The organism is Rhizobacter sp., assembly GCF_031412495.1.
Lineage (GTDB): Bacteria > Pseudomonadota > Gammaproteobacteria > Burkholderiales > Burkholderiaceae_C > Schlegelella_A.
On record NZ_JANODC010000407.1, the window covers coordinates 1 to 4,548 of the forward strand.

A 4,548-nucleotide genomic window follows, 5' to 3' on the forward strand; every position below is an offset into this window, starting at 1 on the left:
GACCTGCTCGCCCTCGCCGCCAGCCTGCTCTTCGCCTTCGCGGCCTACCCGCACGGCGTCGCACTGCTCGGGACGAAGGGGCTCGGCGCCGGCGCCCGGACGGCACCGCTGGCTTTCCTGGCGCCCTCGTGCTGGCCCGCCTCGCCCTCGGCGTGCTGCTCGGCCGCCTCCTCGGCGCGGTGCGGGGACGCGCCCACGCCAGCAACGACCCGGCCGAGTGGCTGGAAGCGCGACTCGGGGCGATCTTCAACCCGGCCTTCGCGCGGACGCTGAGCCGGACCCCGAAGCGAGGGCGGTGGCGCGGGCGCAGTACTTCCGGGACGGAGGGCCGGCTCGACCTCCATCAGAATACGCGCCGCGCCCGGGGCAGCGGGCCATCACGGGAGTCGGGCTTGTCGGACACATCGAAGCTGGGTAGCGCGGTCCCGCTCGGCGCGGGGGCGCGCCCAGCCCCGTTCATGTCCCTGCGCATCCTGGCCCTGCTGTGCATCGCCGTGCCGCTGCTCGTGTATGCCGCGGTGGGCTTGCTCCGCTACGCCCAGCTGCGCGCCGAGACCGAGGTCCGCCTCGATCGCTCCCTGCGCATCGCCGAGGAACACGCGCTCAAGGTCCTCGACACCAACCTGACGCTCATCGAGCGAGTGTCGGACGCCATCGGCGGCGACGACGCACCCGTGCTGCGCGGGCGCGAGAAGGCACTGCACGAGCAGCTGAAGGCGATGTCCGCGAGCAAGCCGCAGGTGCAGTCGATCTGGATCTTCGGCCCGGACGGGCGGCCCGTGGCGACCGACCGCGCCCATCCCGCGCCGCCGGACCTCGACGTCACCCAGCGTGCCAGCTTCCAGTGGCATGCCGGCGGACGCGGCGGCCTGTACCTGTCCGAGCTGCTGACCGGGCCGGTGACCAAGACCGCGTTCTTCGACATGAGCCGGGCCCGCCGGGCCGCCGACGGCAGCTTTGCCGGCGTCGTGTCGGTCGGGCTGCTGCCCACGTACTTCCACAAGTTCCACGGCGACCTTGTCGCCGACGAGCCGGGCCTGGCCGTGACGATGCTGCGCGAGGACGGCATCATCCTGTCGCGCTGGCCGCCGCTGCCCAACGCGCCGCCCCGGCTGGCCGCGTCGAGCCCGGTGATGAGCCGGATCGCCATGGGGCAGACGCACGGCACGGCGCGAGGCATCTCGTCGGTCGACGGCAACCAGCGCCTGCTCGCGTTCACCAAGGTCGGCGACTACCCGATCTACCTCGGCACCGGCATGGCGGTGGCCGAGATCCGGCAGCGCTGGCTCGAGGAGATGGCCTGGCTCGCCGCGTTCGGGCTGCCGCCGATGCTCGGCCTGTTCTTCGCCGCGCGGCTGGCGCTGCGTCGCACGACCGACGCCCTGCACTCGGCGCAGCGGCTGGGCGAGGAAACGAGCGCCCGCCAGCAGGTCGAGGAGGCGTTGCTGCAGGCGCAGAAGCTGGAAGCGCTGGGCCGCCTGACCGGCGGCGTGGCGCACGACTTCAACAATGCCCTGATGGTCATCAGCAGCAACCTGCACCTGCTCCGTCGCAAGCACCCGGAGCTCGCCGAGGGGCCGCAGGTCAGTGCCATGGGCCGGGCCGTCGGCTCGGCGACGCAGCTCACGCGGCAGCTCCTCGCCTTCTCGCGGCGGCAGGCGCTCGTTCCCGAGTACATGGACCTGCGCGAGCGCATGCCGCACCTGTCCGGCCTGCTCGGGCCGGTGCTCGGCAGCCAGGTCGAGCTGACGATCAGCGTCGCCGACTCCACCCGCCCGATCCTCGTCGACTCGGCCGAGTTCGAGCTGGCCGTCGTCAACCTGGCGATCAACGCGCGCGACGCGATGCCCAAGGGCGGCAGGTTCCGCCTGCACGCCGCCAACGCTGAGGTCCTGCCGCCGACGCTGAACGGCCCGATGGTCGTGGTCGAGGCGACCGACAGCGGCTCGGGCATCGATGCCGCCGTCCTCGGCAAGGTGTTCGAGCCCTTCTTCACCACCAAGCCGGTCGGCCAGGGCACCGGCCTCGGCCTGAGCCAGATCTACGGCCTCTGCCAGCGCGCCGGCGGCCTGGCCACGATCGAGAGCGAGCCCGGCGTGGGCACGACGGTGCGCCTGTTCTTCCCGCCGACGGTCGAATCCGCATCGTCCAAGGCGCGGACGCCGGCGCCGGCGCGGCGCCGCATCGAACGCGACATCCTGCTCGTCGAGGACAACGACGACGTCGCCGCGGCCCTCTGCTCGGTGCTCGAGGCGATGGGCTGCAGGGTGAACCGACTGGTCGATGGCCTGGCTGCGCGGGATTGGCTGGATGGCGCGTCGGCGCTCCCGGACGTGCTGCTTACCGACGTGGTGATGCCGGGCGGCATGGACGGGCTCGCGCTCGCCGAGCACGTGCGCCGCCACCACCCGGGTGTGGAGATCATCGTCATGACCGGCTACGCGGAGCAGATCGAGACGATCTCGGGCCGCGGCTTCCACATCGTGCCCAAGCCCTGCTCGGAGGAGATGCTGGCCGACGCCTTGATGCGGCAGCGCGCCGGCTGACCCGGCGCCCCGTCTAGACGGCGGGAGGAGGTGATCTCGGGGGGCCGAGCCGCACCGTCACTGCCGGCCCTGGCGATGCTCCCACTCGGCCTCGGCCAGTCCCTCCTCGCTGAGCCAGCGCTGCCAGTAGGCAATCCGGAGCGGGTCCGCGCCGTTGGCCTCCTCGAGTGCGTGCAGCTCGCCCTCGGCCGCGATGGCGCGTGCGCGGGAGGCCGAGACGCCGAGGGCAGCGCCGATCTCGGTGCACGACTGGCCGGCCTGCCGCATGAGGTGGACCTGCCTCGCGCGCAGGCGACGCCGGATCGACGAGGGCGTCGGCACCGCCTCCAGATAGGCGTGACGGTCGCGTCCGGAGCGTGGTCCGGGAACCGGCTTGGCGAGTGCCGCCTCGATGTCACGAAGCGTCATCTCCGACATTCTTTTGCCCATCCGCCATCGTAGGCAGCGGGCCTTCCCGAGCGACCCGAGAGTTAGCGACAGGGTTCACGCCCGAGGCGTCCGCATCTCCGGGCGGGGGTGAAACGTGGCCTAGTTCCTTGCGGTGGGCCCCGGTTCGGCTCCGCACCGGGTGTCGCGGAAGACCTCTTCAGTTGGCGGGCGGCATGTCCGCGTCGGACCAGCTCGAACCTCGTGCGCGAGCGTGAGAGTGCTCCCCATGAATGAGGGGTAGGGGTATCGCGACGCAGCGGAACGCGCGAGGGACACTTGCACGCGGACCGCGGACACGGATGGACCAACAGCACTATCGCCTGCGTGGGCACCCATCCGAGCCTGGGCATGACCTGGGCGCCGAGGACTACCTCCTGGGTCGCGGCAACGGCCGGGCCCTGGCGTACGTGCAGCACGCGGTGCGCCACGGCGACAGCTTCATCGTGTTGACGGGCGAGCCCGGTACCGGCAAGTCGGTGCTGGTCAGAAAGCTGTTGCGTGACCTCGGCCCCGACAACATCGTGCCGGCGCTGCTTGCGGCGACGCGTTCCGAGGTGGAGACGCTGCTGTCGGCGGTCGTGAAGGCGTTCCGCGCGCCGCTGCAGGGGCATTCCGTCGACGAGTTGCGCGCCGGGCTGGAGGCCTTCCTGGCGACGCTCACGGCGAGCGGGCGTCGGGCGCTCCTCGTCGTCGACGACGCGCAGCATCTGCTGCCGGCGTCCATCAAGGAGCTGGCCGGGCTGGCGAGCCTGCGCTCGATGCGCGACGCGCCGCTGCAGGTCGTTCTCGCGGGACGCCCGGAGCTCCGCTCCAGCCTTCAGCGTGCCGCCCTCCTCGGCGCCCGGACCGAGCCGGTCTTCCTCTTCTGCGACGTCGGGCCGCTGAGCGCCGACGAGACGCGCGCCTACGTCGAGCATCGCTTTCGTCGGGCCCGGCCCGACCAGCCGCCTGCCTGCTCCGCCGACGTGCACCAGCGCCTCCATGACGCCGCGCGCGGCGTGCCGGGGTTGCTCGACCCGTTGTGCGACCGCTTGCTGGCCGTCACGAAGGAGCGGCGCCTGGGCCGCGTCTCGCTGGCGCTCGTGGAGGAGGCCACGCGGGCGCACGGGAGCGGGCTGACCGAGGGTGGCGCTCCCGGAGAAGGAAGTCGACCGCAAGCCCACACGGCGCACGGGCCGGACGGGCGCGAGGTGGCGAGGCGGGTCAGCGCCGGCGCGGCCACGCGGAGCTCGCGTGCAAGGGTCGTCGGCTTCGCGCTCTTCCTCGTCGCGGCGATCGTCGCCGGCCTGATCCACGAGTACATGGGTCTGGTCGACGAGCGGCGCCTGTCCTCGCTGGCCGTGGCGACTCGAGTCGCCACGCCGCTCCTCTCCCCCGCGCCGGCGGCCACGGTCGCACAGGCGCCGTCTGCCACGCCGGGCGCCGTCCCAGCACCCGATCGACCGCTGCCAGAGGCCGTGCCCATGCTCCCCGTGACCTCGGCGGCACCGGTGCCGTCCGGGACAGCAGTGGCGGAGTCGAACGGCTGGGAGGCCGTGCCGGCGCCGACGGCCGCGACGCGTCCGAAGCGTGG

4 protein-coding genes are annotated in these 4,548 nt (G+C 72.7%); 3 read left to right on the plus strand and 1 reads right to left on the minus strand.

Annotated elements, in window-relative coordinates; translation table 11 throughout:
- On the plus strand, positions 1–273 hold a 273-nt coding region (locus tag AC30N0_RS15075; protein WP_489518720.1), incomplete at its 5' end, for a hypothetical protein.
- 185 nt (positions 274–458) lie between these two features.
- A complete protein-coding gene (locus AC30N0_RS15080) occupies positions 459–2,546 on the plus strand; it encodes a hybrid sensor histidine kinase/response regulator (RefSeq protein ID WP_489518721.1) in 2,088 nt (695 codons plus the stop codon).
- Between the two features lie 57 nt (positions 2,547–2,603).
- Here AC30N0_RS15080 and AC30N0_RS15085 read toward each other — a convergent pair whose 3' ends face one another.
- Positions 2,604–2,954, minus strand: a complete 351-nt coding sequence (locus tag AC30N0_RS15085; protein ID WP_489518722.1) for a hypothetical protein — start codon at positions 2,952–2,954, stop codon at positions 2,604–2,606.
- 320 nt (positions 2,955–3,274) lie between these two features.
- On the opposite strand from AC30N0_RS15085, the gene AC30N0_RS15090 reads away from it, so the two are divergent.
- Positions 3,275–4,548: ExeA family protein (locus tag AC30N0_RS15090; RefSeq protein WP_489518723.1), on the plus strand; the 1,274-nt coding region annotated here is incomplete at its 3' end.